The organism is Burkholderia sp. YIM B11467, assembly GCF_052952715.1.
The window spans coordinates 93,180-114,693 of the sequence record NZ_JBQVSQ010000003.1 but is presented as its reverse complement, the minus strand read 5'-3'; the positions used below and the strand labels follow the sequence as shown (position 1 = coordinate 114,693).

The 21,514-nt window shown below is 65.5% G+C and carries 23 protein-coding genes; 22 read left to right on the top strand and 1 reads right to left on the bottom strand.

Annotation, left to right across the window (positions count from 1 at the left end):
• The first annotated feature begins 36 nt into the window (after window positions 1-36).
• The 22 genes from ACTRWB_RS12475 (at window position 37) to nagZ (ending at window position 19,823) form a co-directional block, all read left to right on the top strand.
• Window positions 37-675: a YceD family protein gene (locus tag ACTRWB_RS12475; RefSeq protein WP_129514059.1), complete on the top strand. Its 639-nt coding sequence runs from the start codon at window positions 37-39 to the stop codon at window positions 673-675.
• 98 nt (window positions 676-773) lie between these two features.
• Window positions 774-953 carry a 50S ribosomal protein L32 gene (gene rpmF / locus ACTRWB_RS12470; protein WP_047900174.1) on the top strand — a complete coding sequence of 60 codons (180 nt, stop codon included), beginning with the start codon at window positions 774-776 and terminating at the stop codon, window positions 951-953.
• A gap of 129 nt (window positions 954-1,082) precedes the next feature.
• Entirely contained in the window at window positions 1,083-2,189 is a 1,107-nt protein-coding gene (gene plsX, locus ACTRWB_RS12465; RefSeq protein ID WP_129514060.1) for a phosphate acyltransferase PlsX, read from the top strand.
• A complete protein-coding gene (locus tag ACTRWB_RS12460; protein WP_048249554.1) occupies window positions 2,190-3,179 on the top strand; it encodes a beta-ketoacyl-ACP synthase III in 990 nt (329 codons plus the stop codon).
• An 83-nt stretch (window positions 3,180-3,262) separates the two neighbouring features.
• Complete coding sequence (gene fabD / locus ACTRWB_RS12455; protein WP_446902093.1) at window positions 3,263-4,195, top strand: ACP S-malonyltransferase; 933 nt, start codon at window positions 3,263-3,265, stop codon at window positions 4,193-4,195.
• Window positions 4,196-4,231: 36 nt separating this feature from the next.
• Window positions 4,232-4,981 carry a 3-oxoacyl-ACP reductase FabG gene (gene fabG / locus ACTRWB_RS12450; RefSeq protein ID WP_129514062.1) on the top strand — a complete coding sequence of 250 codons (750 nt, stop codon included), beginning with the start codon at window positions 4,232-4,234 and terminating at the stop codon, window positions 4,979-4,981.
• Window positions 4,982-5,125: 144 nt separating this feature from the next.
• Entirely contained in the window at window positions 5,126-5,365 is a 240-nt protein-coding gene (acpP, locus tag ACTRWB_RS12445) for an acyl carrier protein (RefSeq protein ID WP_004197638.1), read from the top strand.
• 163 nt (window positions 5,366-5,528) lie between these two features.
• Window positions 5,529-6,761 carry a beta-ketoacyl-ACP synthase II gene (fabF, locus tag ACTRWB_RS12440; protein ID WP_446902092.1) on the top strand — a complete coding sequence of 411 codons (1,233 nt, stop codon included), beginning with the start codon at window positions 5,529-5,531 and terminating at the stop codon, window positions 6,759-6,761.
• A gap of 11 nt (window positions 6,762-6,772) precedes the next feature.
• Entirely contained in the window at window positions 6,773-7,228 is a 456-nt protein-coding gene (locus tag ACTRWB_RS12435; protein WP_129514064.1) for a hypothetical protein, read from the top strand.
• A 91-nt stretch (window positions 7,229-7,319) separates the two neighbouring features.
• On the top strand, window positions 7,320-7,919 hold the full coding sequence (gene rpoE / locus ACTRWB_RS12430) for an RNA polymerase sigma factor RpoE (protein ID WP_006490873.1): 600 nt from the start codon (window positions 7,320-7,322) through the stop codon (window positions 7,917-7,919).
• Window positions 7,920-8,005: 86 nt separating this feature from the next.
• Entirely contained in the window at window positions 8,006-8,623 is a 618-nt protein-coding gene (locus tag ACTRWB_RS12425) for a sigma-E factor negative regulatory protein (RefSeq protein ID WP_446902091.1), read from the top strand.
• Between the two features lie 5 nt (window positions 8,624-8,628).
• Entirely contained in the window at window positions 8,629-9,681 is a 1,053-nt protein-coding gene (locus ACTRWB_RS12420) for a MucB/RseB C-terminal domain-containing protein (RefSeq protein ID WP_174381896.1), read from the top strand.
• 16 nt (window positions 9,682-9,697) lie between these two features.
• Window positions 9,698-11,200, top strand: a complete 1,503-nt coding sequence (locus ACTRWB_RS12415; protein WP_446902090.1) for a DegQ family serine endoprotease — start codon at window positions 9,698-9,700, stop codon at window positions 11,198-11,200.
• Between the two features lie 7 nt (window positions 11,201-11,207).
• Window positions 11,208-11,444, top strand: coding sequence for a glutaredoxin family protein (locus ACTRWB_RS12410; protein ID WP_193097916.1), 237 nt, complete (start codon window positions 11,208-11,210; stop codon window positions 11,442-11,444).
• A 196-nt stretch (window positions 11,445-11,640) separates the two neighbouring features.
• Entirely contained in the window at window positions 11,641-13,434 is a 1,794-nt protein-coding gene (gene lepA, locus ACTRWB_RS12405; protein ID WP_446902089.1) for a translation elongation factor 4, read from the top strand.
• 16 nt (window positions 13,435-13,450) lie between these two features.
• The gene (gene lepB / locus ACTRWB_RS12400; RefSeq protein WP_419686705.1) at window positions 13,451-14,344 is read left to right on the top strand and encodes a signal peptidase I; all 894 of its coding nucleotides are present in this window, start codon (window positions 13,451-13,453) and stop codon (window positions 14,342-14,344) included.
• A gap of 153 nt (window positions 14,345-14,497) precedes the next feature.
• Window positions 14,498-15,724: a ribonuclease III gene (gene rnc / locus ACTRWB_RS12395; protein WP_446902088.1), complete on the top strand. Its 1,227-nt coding sequence runs from the start codon at window positions 14,498-14,500 to the stop codon at window positions 15,722-15,724.
• A 60-nt stretch (window positions 15,725-15,784) separates the two neighbouring features.
• On the top strand, window positions 15,785-16,684 hold the full coding sequence (era, locus tag ACTRWB_RS12390; protein ID WP_129514070.1) for a GTPase Era: 900 nt from the start codon (window positions 15,785-15,787) through the stop codon (window positions 16,682-16,684).
• Window positions 16,671-17,507: a DNA repair protein RecO gene (gene recO / locus ACTRWB_RS12385; RefSeq protein ID WP_048249535.1), complete on the top strand. Its 837-nt coding sequence runs from the start codon at window positions 16,671-16,673 to the stop codon at window positions 17,505-17,507. The genes era and recO overlap by 14 nt, the downstream gene beginning before the upstream one ends.
• Window positions 17,504-18,280 (top strand): pyridoxine 5'-phosphate synthase, encoded by a 777-nt coding sequence (gene pdxJ / locus ACTRWB_RS12380; protein ID WP_129514071.1) that lies wholly within the window; start codon window positions 17,504-17,506, stop codon window positions 18,278-18,280. Before recO ends, pdxJ begins: the two co-directional genes overlap by 4 nt.
• 69 nt (window positions 18,281-18,349) lie before the next feature.
• A complete protein-coding gene (gene acpS, locus ACTRWB_RS12375) occupies window positions 18,350-18,778 on the top strand; it encodes a holo-ACP synthase (protein ID WP_048249532.1) in 429 nt (142 codons plus the stop codon).
• Between the two features lie 16 nt (window positions 18,779-18,794).
• Window positions 18,795-19,823, top strand: coding sequence for a beta-N-acetylhexosaminidase (nagZ, locus tag ACTRWB_RS12370; protein WP_446902087.1), 1,029 nt, complete (start codon window positions 18,795-18,797; stop codon window positions 19,821-19,823).
• A gap of 191 nt (window positions 19,824-20,014) precedes the next feature.
• Here the strand turns inward: nagZ and ACTRWB_RS12365 are convergent, their stop codons facing one another.
• Window positions 20,015-21,400, bottom strand: a complete 1,386-nt coding sequence (locus ACTRWB_RS12365; RefSeq protein WP_446902086.1) for a sigma-54-dependent transcriptional regulator — start codon at window positions 21,398-21,400, stop codon at window positions 20,015-20,017.
• Window positions 21,401-21,514 lie beyond the last annotated feature (114 nt).

Genomic DNA, 21,514 nt, shown 5'->3' with positions numbered 1-21,514 from the left:
CCGGATTCGCAAGTCAGCCTGTAGGCAGGAGCGCACATGAACACTTCTTCTGGCAAACCTGCTGCGGCACCACTTGATCCGCACGCAGTCGACCTGTTCGAATTCGCCCGCAGCGGGCGGCAGGCAGCAGGTGCGGTGCACCTTTCGCAACTGCCGCGCATGTTAAACGAAGTGCCGATGGACGCGCCAGATCGCGACACGGTCTTCACGTGGCAGGCGGAAGGGTTCACCCAGAAAGAGTTGCAGGACGACGGCGCCGATGGGCAGCAGCCGTATCTGCGTCTCGCGGTACATGGCCATGCATGGCTCACGTGCCAGCGCTGCGTGACGCCGTACGACCAGACGTTCGGTGTCGACATGGTTTACCGGGTCGTCGCGACCGAAGAAGAAGCTGAAGAATTTCCGCTCGACGACGATGAAGCCGATGTGATCGTGGGCTCACGCCAGTTCGATCTCGTCGACTTGATCGAAGAGGAATTGCTGCTTTCGTTGCCGCTCGTGCCCAAGCACGAGGTTTGCCCGGCAGTTCACGAAAGCCTCGTGTCGGGTGCGAGCGGTCCTGAGGAAGAGGCGGGCGAAGAGTCCGGCGAAGCCGAGGACGAAGGCAAACGGCCGAATCCGTTCGCAGCGCTGCAAGCGCTGAAGAAGGACGGTGACGGCACCAAGAAACACTAAGCAGTTGTGGCGCGGGAAGGCGTAAGGGCTTTGGGCCAGGGTAGTTAAGCGCCGGATCGGGCTGTGTTAGAATCCGGAAAATTATTTAGGAGTTAGTCATGGCAGTCCAGCAAAACAAGAAGTCGCCGTCGAAGCGCGGCATGCATCGTTCGCACGATTTCCTGACGGCGTCGCCGCTGGCAGTCGAGCCGAGCACGGGTGAAGTGCATCTGCGTCACCACGTCAGCCCGAACGGCTACTATCGCGGCAAGAAAGTCGTCAAGACGAAGAACGACTAAGCGTCAAGTCACGCGTTGCGCGCTACGTTCGCCGTTCGCGTGACAACTGGTTCGCTTGACACTTTCCTGGCGCAACAAAAAGGCGGCATTCAACTGCCGCTTTTTTGTGCCTGAAATTCGTCGCATTCCATGACCGTAAAGCTCACTATCGATTGCATGGGAGGCGACCACGGCCCGTCCGTGACCGTTCCCGCAGCAGTCAAGTTCGTCCGCGCGCATCCCGATGCGCACCTGATGCTCGTCGGCATCGAAAGCGCGATCCGCGCCCAGCTGAAAAAGCTGAAAGCCCTCGACGATCCCGCATTGACCATCGTGCCCGCCACCGAAGTCGTGGCGATGGACGACCCTGTCGAAGTGGCGCTGCGCAAGAAGAAGGATTCTTCGATGCGTGTCGCGCTCAACCACGTCAAGGACGGCGCGGCGCAGGCCTGCATCTCCGCCGGCAATACCGGCGCGCTGATGGCCGTTTCCCGTTACGTACTCAAGACGCTGCCCGGCATCGAGCGGCCCGCGATCGCGTCCGCGCTGCCGAATCCGACCGGCTACACGATGATGCTGGACCTCGGCGCGAACGTCGACTGCGAGCCGCAGCACCTGCTGCAGTTCGCGGAGATGGGGCACGCGCTCGTGGCCGCGCTCGAAGGCAAGGAGCGGCCGACGATCGGCCTGCTGAACATCGGCGAAGAGGTCATCAAGGGCAACGACACGATCAAGCGCGCAGGTGAACTGCTGCGCGCCAGCACGCTGAATTTCCGCGGCAACGTCGAAGGCAACGACATCTACAAGGGCACTGTCGACGTGATCGTGTGCGACGGCTTCGTCGGCAACGTCGCGCTGAAGACGTCCGAGGGGCTCGCGCAGATGCTGTCCGACATCATCCGCGAGGAGTTCGGCCGTTCGCTGATGTCGAAGCTGATGGCGCTGCTCGCGCTGCCTGTCCTGATGCGTTTCAAGAAGCGCGTCGATCACCGCCAGTACAACGGCGCGGCGCTGCTGGGGCTGAAGAGCCTCGTGATCAAGAGCCATGGTTCGGCCGATGCCTACGCGTTTGAGTGGGCAATCAAACGCGGGTATGATGCCGTCAAAAACGGCGTGCTGGAGCGCCTCACGCGTGCGATGGCGGATAATTCGGTGTCGCTCGGCGACGGCGAACACAACGCGGGCGGCGCGGGCCAGGCGAGCCCGGCCGCAGGCCATCACGCCGAACCTTCCGCTGCGCTATCCTCTAAAGCATAAATGGCCCAATCGACTCTCTATTCCCGCGTGCTCGGCACGGGCAGCTACCTGCCGCCCGACCGCGTCACGAACCAGCAATTGACCGATCGTCTTGCGAAGGAAGGCATCGAGACGAGCGATGAGTGGATCGTTGCGCGCACGGGCATCCATGCGCGCCATTTCGCCGCACCCGACGTCACGACGAGCGATCTTGCGCTCGAGGCGTCGCGTCGCGCAATCGAAGCGGCCGGAATCGATCCGCAGTCGATCGACCTGATCATCGTCGCGACTTCGACCCCCGATTTCGTGTTCCCGAGCACCGCGTGCCTGCTGCAGAACAAGCTCGGCATCAAGAACGGCGGCGCGGCATTCGACGTGCAGGCCGTGTGTTCGGGCTTCGCGTACGCCATGGCGACGGCCGACAGCTTCATCCGCAGCGGTCAGCACCGCACGGCGCTCGTGGTCGGCGCGGAGACGTTCTCGCGCATTCTCGACTTCAAGGATCGCACGACCTGCGTGTTGTTCGGCGACGGCGCGGGCGCGGTGATCCTGTCCGCGTCGGAAGAGCCGGGCATCCTCGGCAGCGCGCTGCACGCGGACGGCAGCTATTCGCATATCCTTTGCACGCCGGGCAACGTCAATCGCGGCGTGATCGAAGGCAGCGCGTTCCTGTACATGGACGGGCAGGCCGTGTTTAAGCTCGCGGTCAACGTGCTCGAGAAGGTGGCGATCGAGGCGCTCGCGAAGGCGAACCTCGCGCCCGAGCAGATCGACTGGCTGATTCCGCACCAGGCCAACATCCGCATCATGACCAGCACCTGCCGCAAGCTCGGCCTGCCGCAGGAACGCATGGTCGTGACGGTCGACCAGCACGGCAACACGTCGGCCGCGTCGATCCCGCTGGCGTTCGACACCGCGGTGCGCGACGGCCGTATCAAGCGCGGCCAGCACGTGCTGATCGAAGGCGTCGGCGGCGGCTTCACCTGGGGCGCGTCGGTCTTCCGCTTCTGATCCGCGGCGCGCGACTGCTGCGCGCGGATCCCACCGGCGCGCCGTTCGTGCGCGCCGTTCGAATCGATTCAATTGGGGACGATATGAAATTTGCATTCGTTTTTCCGGGGCAGGGCTCGCAGGCGGTCGGCATGCTCAACGCATTCGCCGATCTGGCCGTGGTGCGCGAGACGCTCCAGGAAGCGTCCGATGCACTCAATCAGGACCTCGGCAAGCTGATCGCCGAAGGCCCGGCCGAAGAGCTGAATCTCACCACCAACACGCAGCCCGTGATGCTGACCGCCGCGTACGCGTGCTACCGTGCGTGGCAGCAGGCAGGCGGCCCGGTGCCGTCGATCGTCGCCGGCCACAGCCTCGGTGAATACACGGCGCTCGTCGCGGCCGGCGCGCTCGCGTTCAAGGACGCGGTGCCGCTCGTGCGTTTTCGTGCGCAAGCGATGCAGACGGCCGTGCCGGTCGGCCAGGGCGGCATGGCCGCGATCCTGGGCCTCGACGACGACACGGTGCGCGCGGTGTGCGCCGAAGCCGCGGAAGCGGGCGTCGTCGAAGCCGTGAACTTCAATGCGCCCGCGCAGGTCGTGATCGCAGGCAACAAGGCCGCGGTCGAAAAGGCGTGCGAGATCGCGAAGGCGAAGGGCGCGAAGCGCGCGCTGCCGCTGCCGGTGTCGGCGCCGTTCCATTCGTCGCTGCTCAAGCCGGCATCGGACCAGCTGCGCGACTATCTCGTGAACGTCGACGTCAAGGCGCCGCAGATTCCGGTCGTCAACAACATCGACGTCGCCGTGGTCAGCGATCCGGCCGCGATCAAGGATGCGCTGGTGCGCCAGGCCGCGGGCCCGGTGCGCTGGGTCGAGTGCGTGCAGCACATTGCCGGCACGGGCGTCACGCACGTGATCGAATGCGGTCCGGGCAAGGTGCTCGCAGGCCTGACGAAACGCATCGACGGCAACCTGACGGGTGCGTCGGTGTTCGATCCGGCTTCGCTCGACGACGCGCTCAAGCTGGTGACCGCCTGACGCGGCACCTTTACTCAAGAGACGGATATTCGATTCATGGAAAAGACTCTCGATAAACAGGTTGCGATCGTAACCGGCGCGTCGCGCGGCATCGGCCGGTCGATCGCGCTCGAACTCGCGCGCCAGGGCGCGACGGTGATCGGCACGGCAACGAGCGAATCGGGTGCCGCCGCGATCACCGCGGCGTTCGCGGAAGCGGGCGTCACGGGCCGTGGCGCGGTGCTGAACGTGAACGACGCGGCAGCCGCCGAGGCGCTGATCGATGCGACCGTGAAGGAATTCGGCGCGCTGAACGTGCTCGTCAACAACGCGGGCATCACGCAGGACCAGCTCGCGATGCGGATGAAGGACGAGGACTGGGACGCGGTGATCGACACCAACCTGAAGTCGGTGTTCCGCCTGTCGCGCGCGGTGCTGCGCCCGATGATGAAGGCGCGCGGCGGCCGCATCATCAACATCACGTCGGTGGTCGGCTCGGCCGGCAACCCGGGGCAGGTCAACTACGCGGCGGCGAAGGCCGGCGTCGCAGGCATGACCCGCGCGCTCGCGCGCGAGATCGGCAGCCGCGGCATCACCGTGAACTGCGTCGCGCCGGGCTTCATCGACACCGACATGACGAAGACGCTGCCGGAAGAACAGCAGGCCGCGCTCAAGACCCAGATTCCGCTCGGCCGCCTCGGCAGCCCGGAAGACATCGCCCATGCCGTCACGTTCCTCGCCTCGCCGCAAGCCGGTTATATCACCGGCACGACGCTGCACGTGAACGGCGGCATGTACATGTCGTAACGATTTTCGTTTACCATCCGCGCCGTATCCCGTTTTTCAGGCGGATCGGCGCTTGATCGACCATCAAGCCAACGCGCGTTTTGGCGTCAGCAAACCTGATAAAATGCGCGCACTTGTAAATCTGAACTTTCCCTCGGAGGGGTAATGGACAACATCGAACAACGTGTCAAGAAGATCGTCGCTGAACAACTGGGCGTCGCGGAAGCCGAGATCAAGAACGAAGCTTCGTTCGTGAACGATCTGGGTGCCGACTCGCTCGACACGGTCGAACTGGTGATGGCTCTCGAAGACGAGTTCGGCATGGAAATCCCGGACGAAGAAGCAGAGAAGATCACGACCGTTCAGCAAGCGATCGACTACGCTCGCGCAAACGTCAAGGCGTAAGCGCCTTCGCGCTTGTTCGCCACGTCGCCGCGATCTTCGCGATTGACGCGCCATCCTGCCGGCTTCGCGCCGGACGGACTAACAGCCACAGGGCTCGCAGGGCTGGTTCCTGTGGCCACTGTGGCTTTTGTTTTTGTCATCCAATAATGGAAAAGAGGTTACCGTGAGCCGCCGTCGTGTTGTCGTTACAGGCCTGGGGCTTATTTCGCCTGTTGGCAATAGTGTTGCCGACGGCTGGGCCAATCTCGTCGCCGGCAAGTCCGGTATCGCCACCGTCATGAAGTTCGATCCGTCGAACCTCGCCGTGCATTTCGCGGGCGAGGTGAAGGGGTTCAACGCCGAGGAGTACATCCCGGCGAAGGAAGCCCGCAGCATGGATACGTTCATCCATTACGGCATCGCCGCCGGCGTCCAAGCAATCAAGGACAGCGGGCTGGAAGTGAACGAAGCCAATGCCGAACGCATCGGCGTGCTGGTCGGTTCCGGCATCGGCGGCCTGCCGATGATCGAAGATACGCACCAGACCTACGTCGATCGCGGCGCGCGCCGGATTTCGCCGTTCTTCGTGCCGGGTTCGATCATCAACATGATCTCGGGCCACCTGAGCATCATGTTCGGCCTGAAGGGCCCGAACCTCGCAGCCGTGACGGCCTGCACGACCGGCCTGCACAGCATCGGCCTCGCGGCGCGCCTGATCCAGGCCGGCGACGCCGACGTGATGGTCGCGGGCGGCGCCGAATCGACGGTGTCGCCGCTCGGCATCGGCGGTTTCGCGGCAGCACGCGCGCTGTCGACCCGCAACGACGATCCGGCTACCGCGTCCCGTCCGTGGGACAAGGACCGCGACGGCTTCGTGCTGGGCGAGGGCGCAGGCGTGATGGTGCTCGAAGAGTACGAGTCGGCGAAGGCACGCGGTGCGAAGATCTACGCGGAAGTCTCGGGCTTCGGCATGACAGGCGACGCGTACCACATGACCGCGCCGAACATGGACGGCCCGCGCCGCTGCATGGTCGCGGCGCTGCGCGACGCCGGCGTGAACGCGGATGAGGTCCACTACCTGAACGCGCACGGCACGTCGACGCCGCTGGGCGACAAGAACGAGTCCGACGCGGTGAAGGCGGCCTTCGGCGAGCACGCGTACAAGCTCGTCGTGAACTCGACGAAGTCGATGACGGGCCACCTGCTGGGCGGCGCGGGCGGCCTCGAATCGGTGTTCACGGTGCTGGCGCTGCACAACAACGTGTCGCCGCCGACCATCAACATCTTCAACCAGGACCCCGAGTGCGATCTCGACTACTGCGCGAACACCGCACGTGACATGAAGATCGACGTCGCCGTGAAGAACAACTTCGGCTTCGGCGGTACCAACGGCACGCTGGTATTCAAGCGCGTCTGAAGCAGAATCGCTTGACGAGTCCATTCGATGCTCCGGCCGGGCGTCCGCAGCGCTTTGCGTTGCGGGCCTCGGCCGTGTCGTATCTCGTGCTGGCCGCGTTCGTCGCGGCGGCTGCCGCGTCGGCTTACCTGTTCTGGGCGCCGCGCGCGGGCGCTGCGGCAGGCGCAGGCGTGTCGGCCGCGACGGCCGCGCTGCTGGCCGTGTGTGCCGCGCGGGCCTGCGCCCGTCGGCTGCCGGCCGAATTGCGGATCGACGCATTCGGGGAAATTGCGGCGTTTGGTCGCACCGGGCGGCTGCTCGCCCGCGGCCGCGTGACGGGCCATGCGCACTGGAGCAGCCTGCTGCTGGTGCTGTCGGTCGGGCAGGGCGCCCGGCGGGCCCGGCCGCTGCTGATTCCGGCCGATGCGCTCGACGCCGCGTCGTTCAGCGCGCTTGCCGTGCTGGCGAGGACGGCGGGGCGGGCATGACGGCGGCGCGGTTACGTACCGTAACCAGCGTCCGGCGCGGGAACGTTACAATGACGCTCCGCGTTGCATCCCTAGTTAATGGATTTGTCAGGTGAGTGAAAAAGAAATCGATCAGGCTCTGGTCGAACGCGTACAGAAGGGCGACAAGGCAGCGTTCGAACTCCTGGTCTCCAAATACCACCGCAAGATCATTCGGCTGATCTCGCGCCTCGTGCGGGATCCCGCCGAGGTCGAGGATGTGGCCCAGGACGCGTTCATCAAGGCGTATCGTGCGCTGCCGCAATTTCGCGGCGAATCCGCGTTCTATACGTGGTTGTACCGGATTGCCGTCAACACGGCGAAGAACTACCTTGCGACGCAAGGCCGCCGGGCGCCGACCTCGACCGAGGCCGATGCGGAGGAAGCGGAAACTTTCTCCGACGCAGACCAACTAAGGGATATCAACACGCCTGAATCGATGTTGATGAGCAAGCAGATTGCCGAGACGGTCAACGCTGCAATGGCTCTCCTGCCCGAAGAACTGCGCCAGGCAATCACGCTGCGCGAGATCGAGGGCTTGAGCTACGAAGAGATCGCGGAAATGATGGGCTGTCCGATCGGGACGGTCCGGTCGCGGATCTTCCGCGCACGCGAGGCAATCGCTGCTAAATTGCGTCCGCTGCTCGATACGCCCGAAGGCAAGCGCTGGTAAGCGCGACAGGCGAATCGACGCGGGTCGGGGTCTAGTTACGGATAGAGTCGTGAAGTCACGACGGGGTGTGCAAGATGGGGAGCATCATGGGGTCGGTCAATACGCAGTCGCAAGCGTGCTCGCGCGGCGAGCGCCTTTCCGCGCTGGTCGACGGCGAAATGTTCGATGGCCCGGATCACGGGCAGTTTCTGGCTGAGCTCAACGGCGCGGATCGCGCTGCGTGGGCCGATTACCACCTGATCGGCGATGCGCTGCGCTCGGACGAGCTTGCGCTGTCGCCCGCGCTGAGCGTCGCGTTCACCGCGCGCATGTCGGCTGCACTCGCAAGCGAGCCGCACCTGCTCGCGCCGGCGGCCGCGCCGGTCGCGCGCAGGCTGCTGTCGCTGCGCCGGCGCGTCGTGCCCGCGTTCGCGGTAGCCGCCGCGGCAGCCACGCTGACGTGGATCGTCGTCCCGCAAATGCAGACGGCAGGCGCGCCGGGCGCTGTCCAGGTCGCATCGGTCGGTGCACCGCAGGGCGGCGACCTGCAGCGCGTGACGGTTGCGCAGGCATCGGCCCAGCCGGGGCTGCAGGACGTCAACATCATTCGCGACGCCAGTCTCGACCAATACCTTGAAGCGCACCAGCAATTCGCGCAGCAGCCCGTCGTCACGGGTTCGATGCCGCTGATCCGCGCTGCCGTGACCACCACGCCAGGCCAATAAACCCGATGCGGACATTGCAGTTGAATCACGCCATCTCCGGATGGAAGCGGCTGCCGGCCCTCCTGCTTTGTGCAGCCGCCCTGTTGTCCGTTCAATCCCTCCCTGCCAGCGCCCAGCAACCGGACGATCCCGTCGCGACCCGCAAGGGCGCCGCGGACTGGCTCGACCGTGTCCAGCAGGCGGCACAGCAGCAGAGCTACGAAGGCACGTTCGTCTACCAGCGCGGCGGGTATGTCCAGTCGTCGCGCATCGCGCATGTCGCGTCCCGCGACGGCGAATTCGAGCGGATCGAGACGCTCGACGGCAAGCCGCGCAAGCTGCTGCGGCATAACGACGAGCTGTACACGTTCGTGCCGGAGCGCAAGCTGTGCGTGGTCGAGCGCCGTCAGACGCGCGATTCGTTCCCCGCGTTGCTCGGCGCGAGCGGCGATCATGTGATGTCCGTCTACGACGCGAAGTCGCTCGGCAAGGACCGCGTGGCCGGGATCGACGCGCAGGTCGTCGAGCTCGTGCCGAAGGATGCATACCGCTTTACGTACAAGCTGTGGGCCGACGCGCGCACCGGGCTGCTGCTGCGATCGCAGACGCTCGATGCGAACGATCACGTGCTCGAGCAGATTGCGTTCTCGCAATTGCAGACGGGCGGCGCAAGCGGCGACAAGGCCGCGATCGCGGCCGGCATGCGCAACCTGAGCGGCTGGACGGTCGTGCGCCCGCCGGTTGCGACGGTCGACATGGAAGCGCAGGGCTGGCAGCTCGCGCCGAGCGTCGCCGGCTTCCAGAAGATTCGCGAAGTGCGCCGGCCGATGGCCGCGCGTGACGCGGGCGATCCGCCGATCCCGGTCGACCAAGCCGTCTTCACCGACGGTCTCGCGACGATCTCGGTGTTCATCGAGCCGGCCGAAAAGAATACGCGCAAGGAAGGCGCGGGCAGCACCGGTGCGACGCACGTGCTCGTGAAGCGTCGCGGCGACTACTGGATCACCGTGCTCGGCGAAGTGCCGCCGGCTACGTTGCAGCAGTTCGCGTCTGCCATAGAATACAAGGCTTCCAAGTAACGCTACGGCTTCCGACATGATGAAACTCACGCTGCGCAAATGGCTCGCGGCGGCGGCGCTGTCTGCCTGCCTGCCGCTCGTGCCGCATACCGCGGTCGCGGTGACGCCTCCCGCCGCGAGCCTGCCCGATTTCGCCGATCTGGTCGAAAAGGTCGGGCCGGCCGTCGTGAACATCCGGACCACCGCCAACGTGCCGACGAGCAACGGCCCGCGCGGGATGCTCCCGCCGGGCTTCGACAACGGCGACATGTCGGAATTCTTCCGGCGCTTCTTCGGCATTCCACTGCCGCAGGCGCCCGGCAGCGGTAGCGGCAATGGCAGCGGCAACCCGAAGAACGCGCCGGCGCCGGACAATCCGCCCGACACCGAACAGAATCGCGGCGTCGGCTCGGGCTTCATCGTATCGGCCGACGGTTACGTGATGACCAATGCGCACGTCGTCGACGATGCGGACACCATCTATGTGACGTTGACCGACAAGCGCGAATTCAAGGCAAAGCTGATCGGCGTCGACGATCGCACGGACGTCGCGGTCGTCAAGATCCAGGCGTCGAACCTGCCGGTCGTCGCGATCGGCGACTCGAACAAGGTGCGCGTCGGCGAATGGGTCGTCGCGATCGGCTCGCCGTTCGGTCTCGACAACACGGTGACGGCCGGCATCGTCAGCTCGAAGAGCCGCAACACCGGCGATTACCTGCCGTTCATCCAGACCGATGTGGCCGTGAACCCCGGCAACTCGGGCGGCCCGCTGATCAACATGCAGGGCGAGGTGATCGGCATCAACTCGCAGATCTACAGCCGGACCGGCGGCTTCATGGGTATCTCGTTCGCGATTCCGATCGACGAGGCGATGCGCGTGGCCGACCAGCTGAAGGCGACGGGCAAGGTCACGCGCGGCCGGATCGCGGTGGCGATCGGCGAGGTGACGAAGGACGTGGCCGACTCGATCGGGCTGCCGAAGGCCGAGGGCGCGCTCGTCAGCAGCGTCGAGCCGGGTGGCCCGGCCGACAAGGCGGGCATCCAGCCGGGCGATATCATCCTGAAGTTCAACGGCCGGCCGGTCGACACGGCGTCGGACCTGCCGCGCATGGTCGGCGATACGAAGCCCGGCGCGAAGGCGACGGTCAGCGTATGGCGCAAGGGTCAGGCGCGCGATCTGCCGATCACGATCGCGGAGACGCCGGCCGAGACGACGGCGAAGGCGGAGCAGCGCAAGAACGCGCCGCAGAAGCCGCGCCAGGCCAATGCACTCGGTCTGACGGTCAGCGACATTTCGGCGGATCAGATGAAGTCGCTGAAGCTGAAGAACGGCGTGCAGGTCGACGGCGTCGACGGCCCGGCCGCCCGTGCGGGGCTGCAGCGCGGCGACATCGTGCTGCGCGTCGGCGACACCGACATCACGAGTGCGAAGCAGTTCGCCGAAGTGACCGCGCAGCTCGATCCGCAGAAGGCGGTCGCGGTGCTCGTGCGGCGCGGCGACAACACGCAGTTCGTGCCCGTGCGGCCGCGCCAGAAGTAACGCGCCGATGTTCACGCTCTACGGCCGCGGCTGGTGCCACCTGTGCGACGACATGCGCGACGCACTGGCACCGGTGGCGGCCGAATTCGGTGTCAGGGTCGACTATGTCGACATCGACGCCGATGCGGCGCTCGTCGCGCGCTACGATGAAGACGTGCCCGTGTTGCTGCTGGATGGCACGGAAGTGTGCCGCCACCGGTTCGACGACACGAAGGTGCGCGACGCGCTCGCGGCCCGGCGCTGAGCCAGACCTGCCGCGAGTGTCGTTTCCCCCGGGGCCTTGCCCGACGAATGCCCCCGACAGGGCCGCCGCGCGGCCCGGCGTCCGAAATACCGCCCGGCGAAGGCCTTTTCGGCTAAAATAAGCTGTTTTTTCACCGACTTACACAAGGCGTGCTCCGCAGTCGTCGAGCGCGCCTTTTTCGCTTGATCGGCACTGAATGGATCATATTCGCAATTTCTCGATCATCGCGCACATCGACCATGGCAAGTCGACGCTCGCGGATCGCATCATCCAGGTCTGCGGTGGCCTCGCCGACCGTGAAATGGAAGCGCAAGTGCTCGACTCGATGGATATCGAGCGTGAGCGCGGCATCACGATCAAGGCGCAGACCGCTGCGCTGTCGTACCGTGCGCGCGACGGCAAGGTCTACAACCTGAACCTGATCGATACGCCGGGGCACGTCGACTTCTCGTACGAGGTCAGCCGTTCGCTGTCCGCGTGCGAAGGCGCGCTGCTGGTCGTCGACGCGAGCCAGGGCGTCGAGGCGCAGACGGTCGCGAACTGCTACACGGCGATCGAGCTCGGCGTCGAAGTCGTACCCGTGCTGAACAAGATCGACCTGCCGGCCGCGAACCCCGAGAACGCGATCGAGGAGATCGAGGATGTGATCGGCATCGACGCGACCGACGCGACGCGCTGCAGCGCGAAGACCGGCCTCGGCGTCGAAGACGTGCTCGAAGCGCTGATCGCGAAGGTGCCGCCGCCGAAGGGTGATCCCGACGCGCCGCTGCAGGCGCTGATCATCGATTCGTGGTTCGACAACTACGTCGGCGTCGTGATGCTGGTGCGCATCGTCAACGGCACGCTGCGTCCGAAGGACAAGATCAAGATGATGGCGACCGGCGCGCAGTATCCGGTCGAGCACGTCGGCGTGTTCACGCCGAAGTCGCGCAATCTCGATTCGCTGTCGGCCGGGCAGGTGGGCTTCATCATCGCCGGCATCAAGGAACTGACGGCCGCGAAGGTCGGCGATACCGTCACGCATGTGGCCAAGCCGGCGGTCGAAGCGCTGCCGGGCTTCAAGGAAGTGAAGCCGCAGGTGTTCGCCGGGCTCTATCCGGTGGAAGCGAACCAGTACGATGCACTGCGCGAATCGCTCGAGAAGCTGAAGCTCAACGATGCGTCGCTGCAGTACGAGCCGGAAGTGTCGCAGGCGCTCGGCTTCGGGTTCCGGTGCGGCTTCCTGGGTCTCCTGCATATGGAGATCGTGCAGGAGCGCCTCGAACGCGAATTCGACATGGACCTCATTACGACCGCACCGACGGTTGTCTACGAGGTCGTGATGAACGGTGGCTCGATCGTCAAGGTCGAGAATCCGGCGAAGATGCCGGAGCCGCCGAAGATCGAGGAGATCCGCGAACCGATCGTCACGGTGAACCTGTACATGCCGCAAGACTACGTCGGCTCGGTGATCACGTTGTGCGAGCAGAAGCGCGGCTCACAGATCAACATGCAGTATCACGGCCGCCAGGTGCAGCTGACCTACGAAATCCCGATGGCCGAGATCGTGCTCGATTTCTTCGATCGCCTGAAGTCGGTGTCGCGCGGCTATGCGTCGATGGATTACGAGTTCAAGGAATACCGTTCGGCGGACGTCGTGAAGGTCGACATGCTGATCAACGGCGACAAGGTCGACGCGCTGTCGGTGATCGTCCACCGGTCGCAATCGCAGTATCGCGGCCGCGAAGTGGCGGCGAAGATGCGCGAGATCATTCCGCGCCAGATGTACGACGTGGCGATCCAGGCTACGATCGGCGCGCACATCATTGCCCGCGAGAACATCAAGGCGCTGCGCAAGAACGTGCTGGCGAAGTGTTACGGCGGCGACATCTCGCGTAAGAAAAAGCTGCTCGAAAAGCAGAAGGCCGGCAAGAAACGCATGAAGCAGGTGGGTTCGGTCGAGATCCCGCAGGAAGCGTTCCTTGCGATCTTGCGCGTCGAAGACAAATAACAGGACTGTTCCTTTTATGAATTTTGCGCTGATTCTTTTTGTGCTCGTCGTCGTGACGGGCGTAGCGTGGGTGCTGGACAAACTGGTGTTCCTGCCGCGGCGACGCAAGGCGGCCGACTCGGCGATGGAGGAGTTCGATCGCCAGCAGTCGCGTATCGACAAGCGTTTCGCGGACGAAAACGCCGTGCAGACGCGTTCGAAGCTGCGTGACGAGAAGCTGCGCCAGCCGTGGTGGCTCGAGTACACGGCGAGCTTCTTCCCGGTGATCCTGGCGGTGTTCGTCGTGCGTTCGTTCGTCGTCGAGCCGTTCAAGATTCCGTCGGGCTCGATGGTGCCGACGCTGCTCGTCGGCGACTTCATCCTCGTCAACAAGTTCGAATACGGGCTGCGCCTGCCGGTCACGAACACGAAGATCACGCAGGGCAGCCCGCTGTCGCGCGGCGACGTCGTCGTGTTCCGCTATCCGAAGGACGAGTCGGTCGACTACATCAAGCGCGTGATCGGCCTGCCGGGCGACACGGTCGCGTACCAGGACAAGCAGCTGACGATCAACGGCCAGCCGGTGCCCGAAACGCCGCTGCCCGACTTCTTTGATGACGAGCGTCAGAACTACGCGAAGCAGTTCGAGGAAACGATCGGCAACAAGAAGAACGCGATCCTCAACAACCCCGCCGTGCCGCCGTTCGTGATGGGCGCATACGACTATCCGTATCGCGACAACTGCACGTACAACAGCCGCGGCGTGATCTGCAAGGTGCCGCCCGGTCACTACTTCATGATGGGCGACAACCGCGACAACAGTGCGGACAGCCGCTACTGGGGTTTCGTGCCGGACCAGAACATCGTCGGTCGCGCGTTCTTCATCTGGATGAACTTCAGCGATCTGAAGCGCATCGGTTCCTTCAACTGATCGCATTCGATGCACACGCAATACGCGACGCACGGGCCGTGTCGCGTATTGCCGAACTACTTTAAGAACCGGCGGTAACACCGCCTCGTCACGCCTTTTCGCGTCCGGCCGCGCCGTTTCGGCCCGACCGGCGCCCGCGTTATACTCCTGCACATGCCCCTATCCCAGTTGGAAAGCCGGCTGCGCTACGAATTTCGCAATGCGGAATTGTTGCGCCAGGCTTTGACCCATCGCAGTCACAGTGCCACGCATAACGAACGGCTCGAGTTTCTCGGCGACTCCGTTCTGAATTGCGCGGTGGCCGCCCTTTTGTTCCAGCGTTTCAGCAAGCTGGACGAAGGCGACCTGTCGCGCGTACGCGCCAATCTCGTCAAACAGCAGTCGCTGTACGAAATCGCTCAGGCCCTGAATATCGCGGACGGACTGCGGCTGGGCGAGGGCGAACTGCGCAGCGGTGGCTTCCGCCGCCCGTCGATCCTCGCGGACGCGTTCGAAGCCATCATCGGGGCCGTGTTCCTCGATGGCGGCTTCGAAGCCGCCCAAGGGGTCATCAAGCGCCTCTATATCCCGATTCTCGACCACATCGATCCGCGCACGCTCGGCAAGGACGCGAAGACGCTGCTGCAGGAGTACCTGCAGGGGCACAAGATCGCATTGCCGACCTACACGGTCGTCGCGACGCATGGTGCAGCGCACAACCAGCAATTCGAAGTCGAATGCACGGTGCCGAAGCTCGACGTGAAGGTATCGGGCTCCGGCGCGAGCCGGCGTGCGGCCGAGCAGGCCGCGGCGAAGAAGGCACTCGACGAGGTGATGGCGGCCGCGCCGATGCTGGCCGCGAAGCCGAAACGCTCGAAGAATGCGCGCGGGTCGAAGCATGTCGAACCCGAAATCGTGCCGGGCGTGAAGGGCGTGCAGGAAGCGCTCGACCTGCGCTCGCCCGAACGGAAGGAACGTGCGGCGGTGCGCGAGGCCAAGGCGGCCGGTGCGGCGCCCGCGGCAGCCGCTGCGACCGGAGCCGGCGTGGAGTCGGCCGCGGCGCCGATGGCCGCGATTCGCGCGGCGCATGTCGAGACGGCTGCAGACAAGGGCGAACGGGCGGCGAAGCCGGCGATCGACAAGGTTGCCGACAAGCCGGCCGACCGGCCCGACAAGGCTGCGGAAAAACCCGCGGAAGGCGCGCCGCGCGCAACCGACAAGCCGACGGGCCATGCAGCCGATCCGGCATCTGCGTCCGCCGACAAGCCGTCCACCGGTTCCGACCCTGCTTCGCGCGCGACAGCGCGCGCACGCGATGCCGCGGCGCCCGACTCCGAAACGCCGCCGGGCGGCGCGAGCCTCGCCGCCACGCAGGCGCGCGTGGCCGATGCCGACCACTGAATTGCCCATCGATCGTGCCGCGCACCGCGCGGCCGTTTCCGAACCTGTCTCCCAAACGATATGAACACTCCCGCTCCTACCGGTTTCCGTTGCGGCATGATCGCGATCGTGGGCCGCCCGAACGTCGGCAAGTCGACGTTGATGAACGAACTCGTCGGCCAGAAGATCAGCATCACGTCGCGCAAGGCGCAGACGACCCGCCATCGCATCACCGGCATCAATACGTTCGACGACGCGCAATTCGTGTTCGTCGACACGCCGGGTTTTCAGACCCGTCACAGCACCGCGCTGAATCGTTCGCTGAACCGCGCGGTCACGTCGACGCTGACGTCGGTCGACGTGATCCTGTTCGTGATCGAGGCCGGCCGCTTCGGGCCCGACGACCAGAAGGTGCTCGACCTGATTCCGCCCGGCATGCCGACGCTGCTGATCACGAACAAGATCGACCGCGTCAACGACAAGGCGACGCTGTATCCGTTCATGCAGAAGATGAGCGCGCTGCGTGAATTCGCCGAGCTCGTGCCGCTGTCGGCGCAGCGGCCGGAAGACATCAAGCGCCTGCTGGAAACGATCAAGCCGTACCTGCCGGAAGGCGCACCGATCTACGGCGAGGACGAGCTGACCGACCGCAGCTCGCGTTTCCTCGCGGCCGAGATCCTGCGCGAGAAGGTGTTCCGCTGGACCGGCGACGAACTGCCGTACACGAGCACCGTCGTGATCGACAAGTTCGAGGAGGAAGGGCGCCTGAAGCGCATCTTCGCGACGATCCTCGTCGAGCGCGATTCGCACAAGGCGATGGTGATCGGCAAGAAGGGCGAGAAGCTCAAGCAGATCAGCACCGAAGCGCGGATGGACATGGAAAAGCTGTTCGACGGCCCCGTGTACCTCGAGACCTTCGTGAAGGTGAGAAGCGGCTGGGCCGACAACGAGGCGGGGCTGCGCGCCTATGGGTACGAATGACGCGCTGACGTCGACTGAAGACGCGGTGACGGCCGGCGCGAACGACGCGCCGCTGCCGGCACCGCCCGAACCGCCGCGCAAGGCGCGGCGTGCGACGTCTCGCACGTCCGATTTTCGTGTGGCCGAGCAGCCGGCGTACGTGCTGCACAGCTATCCCTACCGGGAAACGAGCCTGATCATCGACGTGCTGACGCGCGATCATGGCCGGCTCGCGCTCGTCGCGAAGGGCGCGAAGCGCCCGCACTCCGCGCTGCGCGGCGTCTTGCAGACCTTCCAGCCGCTGCTGCTGTCCTGGTCGGGCAAATCCGAGGTGCGCACCCTGACCGGCGCCGAGTGGGTCGGCGGCATGCTGCCGCTCGGCGGCGACGGCTTGCTGTGCGGCTTCTACGCGAACGAGCTGCTCGTGAAATTCTGCGCGCGCGAGGATCCCCAGCCGCCGCTGTTCAATCATTATGTGTTGACCCTCACGCGCCTCGCGCACGGCGAGCCCGCAGTGCAGGTGCTGCGCTCGTTCGAGCGCGTGCTGCTGCGCGAGACCGGTTATGCGATGGCGCTGAACCGTACGGTCGCGCGCCGTGCGGTCGAGCCCGACCGCCGCTACGTGTTCGATCCCGAGCGCGGCGTGCGCAATGCGGACGACGATGTGCCGTCGCACTGGCCGGTCATCACCGGACAGACGTTGCTCGACATGGAGCAGGACGATTACCATCGAGCCCAGACGGTTGCGCAAAGCAAGACGCTGATGCGCTTCCTGCTGAACACCTATCTCGGCGGTACGCCGCTTGCCACGCGTCAGATCCTGATCGACCTGCAAAACCTATGAGCTTCTTCCTGACAACGCCCACCGCCATCGACCTCGGCGTGAACATCGACCACGTCGCGACGCTGCGCAATGCGCGCGGCACGAGCTATCCCGATCCGATCCGTGCGGCGCTTGCCGCCGAAGAGGCCGGTGCGGACGCGATCACGCTGCATCTGCGCGAGGATCGCCGCCACATCGTCGACGCGGACGTGCGCAAGCTGCGCCCGCTGCTGAAGACGCGCATGAACCTCGAATGCGCGGTGACGGCCGAGATGCTCGACATCGCGTGCGAAGTGCAGCCGCACGATGCGTGTCTCGTGCCCGAGAAGCGTGAAGAACTGACGACCGAAGGCGGCCTCGATGTCGCGGGCCACTTCGAGGCCGTGCGCGCGGCGTGCAAGCAGCTCGCCGACGTCGGCGTGCGCGTGTCGCTGTTCATCGACCCGGACGAGACGCAGATCCGTGCCGCGCATGAAGCGGGCGCGCCGGTGATCGAACTGCATACGGGTCGTTATGCCGAGGCGCACGACGAAGCCGAGCAGCAGCGCGAATACGAGCGCATCGTCGCGGGCGTGCAAGCCGGCGCGCAGCTCGGCCTGAAGGTCAACGCGGGTCACGGGCTGCACTACACGAACGTGCAGCAGATTGCTGCGATCGACGGCATCGTCGAGCTGAACATCGGCCATGCGATCGTCGCGCACGCGATCTTCGCGGGCTGGGACAACGCGGTGCGCGAGATGAAGGCGATCATGGTCGCCGCACGCGTTGCCGCGTTGCACGGCGGTGCGCGCTGAAGATGAAGTGCCTCCGCATGCGCGATGTTCGCAACCCGGCCCCGCTGGGATGCCCCGGCGCGTACTGACATGGCGATCTACGGCATCGGTACCGACATCGCCCAGGTGAGCCGCATCGCGGCCGTGCTCGAACGCACGGGCGGCCGGTTTGCCGAGAAGGTGCTGGGCCCCGACGAACTGCGCGTGTTTCATGCGCGCCGCGCGCGCTCCGAGGCGCGCGGCATCGCGTTTCTCGCGACGCGCTTTTCCGCGAAGGAAGCGTTCTCGAAGGCGATCGGGCTCGGCATGCACTGGCCGATGACGTGGCGTGCACTGCAGACCCTCAACCACCCGAGCGGCGAGCCGTACGTGGTCGCGTCGGGCGAGCTGGCCGACTGGCTCGCCGCGCGCGGCATCACGGCACGCGTGACGGTCAGCGACGAACGCGATTACGCGGTGTCGTTCGTGATCGCCGAGACGGACGCCGCACCTGCACCTGTTTCCCGAACCCCCTCCTGACGGAATTCCCGATTCGATGAAAACGACTCCCGGCCCGGTCATGCTCGACGTCGTCGGCACGGCCCTGTCGCGCGACGATGCGCGGCGCCTCGCGCATCCGAATACCGGCGGCGTGATCCTGTTCGCGCGGCACTTCCAGAATCGCGCGCAGCTGACCGCACTGACCGACTCGATCCGCGCGGTGCGCGAAGACATCCTGATCGCCGTCGATCACGAAGGCGGGCGCGTGCAGCGGTTCCGCACCGACGGCTTCACGGTGTTGCCCGCGATGCGCCGCCTCGGCGAGCTGTGGGATCGCGACGTGCTGCTCGCGACGAAGGTCGCGACCGCCGTCGGTTACATCCTGGCCGCCGAGCTGCGTGCGTGCGGGATCGACATGAGCTTCACGCCCGTGCTCGACCTCGACTACGGGCACTCGAAAGTGATCGGCGATCGCGCGTTTCATCGCGACCCGCGCGTCGTCACGCTGCTCGCGAAGAGCCTGAACCACGGGCTGTCGCTCGCCGGCATGGCGAACTGCGGCAAGCACTTCCCGGGGCACGGTTTCGCGGAAGCCGATTCGCACGTCGCGCTGCCGACCGACGATCGCACGCTCGACGCGATCCTCAAGCAGGACGTCGCGCCGTACGACTGGCTTGGCTTGTCGCTGTCCGCGGTGATTCCCGCGCACGTGATCTACACGCAGGTCGACAAGCGGCCGGCCGGTTTCTCGCGCATCTGGCTGCAGGACATCCTGCGCGGGCAGCTCGGCTTCACGGGCGCGATCTTCAGCGACGACCTGTCGATGGAGGCCGCCCGCGAAGGCGGCACGCTCACGCAGGCGGCCGAAGCCGCGCTCGCTGCCGGTTGCGACATGGTGCTTGTCTGCAATCAGCCGGATGCGGCCGAGGTCGTGCTGAACGGACTGAAAGCGCACGCATCGACCGAGTCGGCTCGGCGCATCAAGCGGATGCGCGCGCGCGGCAAGGCGCTCAAGTGGGACAAGCTGATCGCGCAGCCCGAGTATCTGCACGCGCAGGCGCTATTGAGCAGCGCACTGGCGTAAGCGGGAAGGGGATGGCGCGCTGTGCGTCGTTCCGGCCGCTGAAACAAAAAGCCGCGCTGTTGCGCGGCTTTTTTGCGGGTTGCGGCAGGTGCGAATCTGACTGTGGCGGGAATCGAGCAGGCCGGTGCGGCGAGTTTTTTGACGCAACTAACGGTCAAATCCGATCAGCGCCCGTATTCACCACCGTTCGCTCAGTTCACCTTCATCCGCTGCAGCTTGTTGTACAGCGTCTTCGGGCTAATGCCGAGCAGCGTCGCCGCGCGGTGGCGCGTGCCACCGACCGCGTCGAGCGTCGCGCGGATCAGCAGATCCTCGACGTCGGACAGCGGCGTGCCGACCTTGATCTGCACGCTGCTGCCGTTCAGCGCGGCGCTGGCGGAGAAGCTTGCCTCGCCCGCGCGTAGCGTCTCGATGAAGTCGCCTGATGCGTCGTACGCGAAGCGCACGCGCTCCTGCAACTCGCGCACGTTGCCGGGCCATTCGTAGGACAGGCATTCGCGCACGAAGCCCGGTGCCGCTCGTTTGTCGGTGATGCTGCGGCCGGTTGCGCGCGCTTCGCGGTTCAGTTCGTCGATCTGCGCGTCCGCGATCGCGAGTGCGTCGCCGTCACGCTCGCGCAGCGGCGGCATCGTGATCGACGCCGCATCGAGGCGCAACCACAGATCCTCGCGCAGCGTGCCGTTCGCGACCGCGTCGCGCGCCGGGCGGCGTGTGGTCGCGATCAGCCGGAAATCGCTCGTGATCGAGCTCGTGCCGCCGATCCGCATGAAGTTCTGCGAATCGAGCGCATGCAGCAGCGCTTCCTGCAGCACGAGCGGCAGCGCCGTGATCTCGTCGAGGAACAGCGTGCCGCCGCCGGCCTGTTCGAACAGGCCCGACTCGCGTCGCTCGGCGCCGTCGAACGCGCCGCGCTCATGGCCGAACAGCACGCTGTCGAGCGATGCGCCGTGCCGGCCCGCCTGCGCGATCATGCGGCAGTCGAACGATACGAACGGCCCCTTGCGGCGCCGGCTCAGCTCGTGCAGCGTGCGCGCGGCCAGCTTCTTGCCGGTGCCGGCTTCGCCCGAGAACAGCACGGCCGTTTCGGTGCGCGCGTTGTGCTCGATCATGTCGTACACGTGCTGCATTGCGTCGCTGCGGCCGACCAGCGCGCCGAAGCGGCCGAGATGGCGCAGCGAGGCGCGCAGCGACTGCACTTCGTCGATCAGTTCGTATGGGCGGGGAATCCGCGCGAGCAGGCTGCGCAGGCGCGGAATGTTGATCGGCTTCAGCAGGTAATCCCAGATACCGTGACGCAGGCCCTCGATTGCGCTCTCGACCGTCGCGTTACCCGTCAGCACGATGACGGGCAGCGAACCGTTCGGCTGCTGCTGCGGCAGGTGCTGGAGCAGGTCGAACCCGCTGCCGTCCGGCAGGTTCAGGTCGACGAGGACGACATCGGGAATCGAGCGGCCGAGCGCCGTGCGCGCTTCGGCGAGCGACGTGGCCGTGTCGACCGAGAAGCCGTCTGCAGCGAGCAGCGCGGTGAGGCCGGACAGACTGTTGGGATCGTCTTCGACAATCAGGGCGTGTGGCATGGTGGACGCGAGTCGAGTCAAAAGAGGCGGGCTGTCGGCCAACGGGGCCGCAGCCGCATGTCAGATTAAAAACTGATTTTATGCCCCACCGAACGCGTAACGCGCATTATTTCT

What these genes read in the sequence shown, in the direction of transcription:
- ACTRWB_RS12475 (WP_129514059.1), top strand. Translation starts at nt 37, where the DNA reads ATGAACACTTCTTCTGGCAAACCTGCTGCGGCACCACTTGATCCGCAC.
- rpmF (WP_047900174.1), top strand. Translation starts at nt 774, where the DNA reads ATGGCAGTCCAGCAAAACAAGAAGTCGCCGTCGAAGCGCGGCATGCAT.
- plsX (WP_129514060.1), top strand. Translation starts at nt 1,083, where the DNA reads ATGACCGTAAAGCTCACTATCGATTGCATGGGAGGCGACCACGGCCCG.
- ACTRWB_RS12460 (WP_048249554.1), top strand. Translation starts at nt 2,190, where the DNA reads ATGGCCCAATCGACTCTCTATTCCCGCGTGCTCGGCACGGGCAGCTAC.
- fabD (WP_446902093.1), top strand. Translation starts at nt 3,263, where the DNA reads ATGAAATTTGCATTCGTTTTTCCGGGGCAGGGCTCGCAGGCGGTCGGC.
- fabG (WP_129514062.1), top strand. Translation starts at nt 4,232, where the DNA reads ATGGAAAAGACTCTCGATAAACAGGTTGCGATCGTAACCGGCGCGTCG.
- acpP (WP_004197638.1), top strand. Translation starts at nt 5,126, where the DNA reads ATGGACAACATCGAACAACGTGTCAAGAAGATCGTCGCTGAACAACTG.
- ACTRWB_RS12425 (WP_446902091.1), top strand. Translation starts at nt 8,006, where the DNA reads ATGGGGTCGGTCAATACGCAGTCGCAAGCGTGCTCGCGCGGCGAGCGC.
- ACTRWB_RS12420 (WP_174381896.1), top strand. Translation starts at nt 8,629, where the DNA reads ATGCGGACATTGCAGTTGAATCACGCCATCTCCGGATGGAAGCGGCTG.
- ACTRWB_RS12415 (WP_446902090.1), top strand. Translation starts at nt 9,698, where the DNA reads ATGATGAAACTCACGCTGCGCAAATGGCTCGCGGCGGCGGCGCTGTCT.
- ACTRWB_RS12410 (WP_193097916.1), top strand. Translation starts at nt 11,208, where the DNA reads ATGTTCACGCTCTACGGCCGCGGCTGGTGCCACCTGTGCGACGACATG.
- lepA (WP_446902089.1), top strand. Translation starts at nt 11,641, where the DNA reads ATGGATCATATTCGCAATTTCTCGATCATCGCGCACATCGACCATGGC.
- lepB (WP_419686705.1), top strand. Translation starts at nt 13,451, where the DNA reads ATGAATTTTGCGCTGATTCTTTTTGTGCTCGTCGTCGTGACGGGCGTA.
- rnc (WP_446902088.1), top strand. Translation starts at nt 14,498, where the DNA reads ATGCCCCTATCCCAGTTGGAAAGCCGGCTGCGCTACGAATTTCGCAAT.
- era (WP_129514070.1), top strand. Translation starts at nt 15,785, where the DNA reads ATGAACACTCCCGCTCCTACCGGTTTCCGTTGCGGCATGATCGCGATC.
- recO (WP_048249535.1), top strand. Translation starts at nt 16,671, where the DNA reads ATGGGTACGAATGACGCGCTGACGTCGACTGAAGACGCGGTGACGGCC.
- pdxJ (WP_129514071.1), top strand. Translation starts at nt 17,504, where the DNA reads ATGAGCTTCTTCCTGACAACGCCCACCGCCATCGACCTCGGCGTGAAC.
- acpS (WP_048249532.1), top strand. Translation starts at nt 18,350, where the DNA reads ATGGCGATCTACGGCATCGGTACCGACATCGCCCAGGTGAGCCGCATC.
- nagZ (WP_446902087.1), top strand. Translation starts at nt 18,795, where the DNA reads ATGAAAACGACTCCCGGCCCGGTCATGCTCGACGTCGTCGGCACGGCC.
- ACTRWB_RS12365 (WP_446902086.1), bottom strand. Translation starts at nt 21,400, where the DNA reads ATGCCACACGCCCTGATTGTCGAAGACGATCCCAACAGTCTGTCCGGC.